The organism is Methylobacterium sp. WL103 (assembly GCF_008039885.1).
Taxonomy (GTDB): Bacteria; Pseudomonadota; Alphaproteobacteria; order Rhizobiales; family Beijerinckiaceae; genus Methylobacterium; species Methylobacterium cerastii.
The window spans coordinates 1-2,321 of sequence record NZ_VRUX01000636.1 but is presented as its reverse complement, the minus strand read 5'-3'; the positions used below and the strand labels follow the sequence as shown (position 1 = coordinate 2,321).

General features: G+C 66.4%; 2 protein-coding genes. Both read right to left on the bottom strand.

What is annotated here, in order from left to right:
• Window positions 1-32 precede the first annotated feature (32 nt).
• Window positions 33-686 (bottom strand): ribosome biogenesis GTP-binding protein YihA/YsxC, encoded by a 654-nt coding sequence (yihA, locus tag FV222_RS23505; RefSeq protein WP_147750177.1) that lies wholly within the window; start codon window positions 684-686, stop codon window positions 33-35.
• A 1-nt stretch (window position 687) separates the two neighbouring features.
• Window positions 688-2,321: membrane protein insertase YidC (yidC, locus tag FV222_RS23500; protein WP_147815776.1), on the bottom strand; the 1,634-nt coding region annotated here is incomplete at its 5' end.

The following is a 2,321-nucleotide window of genomic DNA, read 5'->3' as shown; positions in this document are numbered from 1 at the left end:
GGCGACGAGGGCGCGGTCCGCCGAGGTCGGCGTCACGCGCCGCGCTCGGCCATCAGCCGGGCGACGGCGGCCCGAAGCTCCGGCACGCCGCGGTCGTCGCGACTCGAGGTCAGCAGGATCTGCGGGTAGGCCGCCGGGCGCCGGGCGAGCGCAGCCTGGATGCCGGCGATCCGCGCGTCGATTTCGGACTTCTTCAGGGCGTCGCCCTTCGTCAGCACGATCTGGTAGCTCACTGCCGCCTTGTCGAGCCCGTCGAGCACGTCGGTGTCGATGCCCTTCAGCCCGTGGCGGGAATCGATCAGCATGAAGACCCGCGCAAGGTTGGCGCGGCCCTTGAGGTAGGCGTGGATCAGGTCGGTCCAGGCCTCGACCTTCTCCTTGCCGACCGCGGCGTAGCCATAGCCCGGCATGTCGACCAGCGTAAGCCGCTCGCCGATCCGGAAGAAGTTGAGCTGCTGGGTCCGCCCCGGCGTGTGCGAGGTGCGCGCGAGCGTGTTGCGCCCAGTGAGCGCGTTGACGAGGCTCGACTTGCCGACGTTCGAACGGCCGGCGAAAGCAATCTCGACGCCGTCCATCGCCGGCAACGTGCCGAGTGAGGGCGCCGCGGCGACGAAGTCGGCGGCGCCTGCGAACAGCAGGCGCCCGCTCTCGGCGAGCGCTGCGTCCTCTTGCTCCTGCTGTGTCACGTCAGCTCTTCGCCGGCGCGGTCTTGCTGCCGCGCTTGAACGTGTTCCGCAGGTTGTCCCACAGCTCCACCTTCACACCGTTGCGGCGCATGATGACGTATTGCTGCGTCACCGAAAGTGTGTTGTTCCAAGCCCAATAGATCACAAGTCCGGCCGGGAAAGAGCCGAGCATGAAGGTGAAGACGATCGGCATGAATGTAAAGATCTGCGCCTGCACTGGATCCGGCGGGGCGGGGTTCATCTTCATCTGCACGAACATCGTCACACCCATGATGATCGGCCAGATGCCGAGGTGGACGAAGTCGGGCGCCGCGAACGGCAGCAGGCCGAACAGGTTGACGATGCTGGTCGGATCGGGCGCGGCGAGGTCCTGAATCCAGCCGAAGAACGGCGCGTGGCGCATCTCGATGGTGATGAACAGCACCTTGTACAGCGCGAAGAAGACCGGGATCTGCACCAGCACCGGCCAGCAGCCGGCGACGGGATTGATCTTCTCTTTCTTATACAACTCCATCATCGCTTGTTGCTGCTTCATCTTATCGTCTTTGTACCGCTCCCGGATGGAGGCCATCTCGGGCTGCACGGCCTTCATCTTGGCCATGGAGACGTAGGAGCGGTTGGCGATCGGCAGGAACAGGAGCTTGAGGCAGAAGGTCACGATCAGGATCGCGACGCCGAAGTTGCCGAGGAGGTGGAAGAAGAAATCCAGCGCCCGGAACATCGGCTTGGTGATGAAGTGGAACCAGCCCCAGTCGATCATGAGGTCGAACTGCTTGATGCCGAGGTTCTTCTCGTAGCCGTTGATCGTGTTGACCTCCTTGGCGCCGGCGAACAGGCGCTGGGTGGTCGAGGCGGTGGCGCCGGGTTCGACGCTGCGGCCGTCGCCGCGCACGCTGGCCTGGTAGATCTTGGTCGCGCCGTCGGTGCGCTCGGTGAACGCGCCGGTGTAGGCCGCGCCCTGGTCGGGGATCGCGGCGGCGGCCCAGTACTTGTCGGTGATGCCGACGAAGCCGCCGGTGACGTTCGCCCACGCCTTGCCCTTGGTGTTGGCGCCGCCGTAGGCGGGCTCCTTGGCGAGGTGGTCGTAGGTGTATTCCTGCAGGCCGTCGCCGCCGAGCACGCCGATCATGCCCTCGTGGAGCACGTAGTAGCCCTGGGTGTGCGGCTTACCCCAGCGCGAGACGAGGCTGTAGGGAAAGAGCGTGACCGCGTTCGCACCCTTGTTCTCGACCTCGTCGCGGACCGTGAACATGTACTTGTCGTCGACGGCGAGGATGCGCTTGAACACGAGGCCCGCGCCGTTGTCCCACGACAGCGTCACCGGCATGTTCACGCCCAGCGTCTGCCCGTCGGCGGTCCAAACCGTGTCGTTGGTCGGCAGCGGGCCCGCGTTGGCGCCGACCCAGCCGAACTCGGCGTAGTACGGCGCCTCGGTGCCGGCCGGCGACAGCAGGACGATCTCGGGGCTCTTGTCGTCGACGGTCTCGTGGTAGTTCTTCAGCGAGATGTCGTCGATGCGGCCGCCCTTGAGGGCGACCGAGCCGGCGAGCGCCGGGGTCTCGATCTTGATGCGCGGCGAGCGGGCGAGCGCCTCGGTGCGGCCGATCGGGCCGGTGGCCGCGTTGGGCAGGGTGC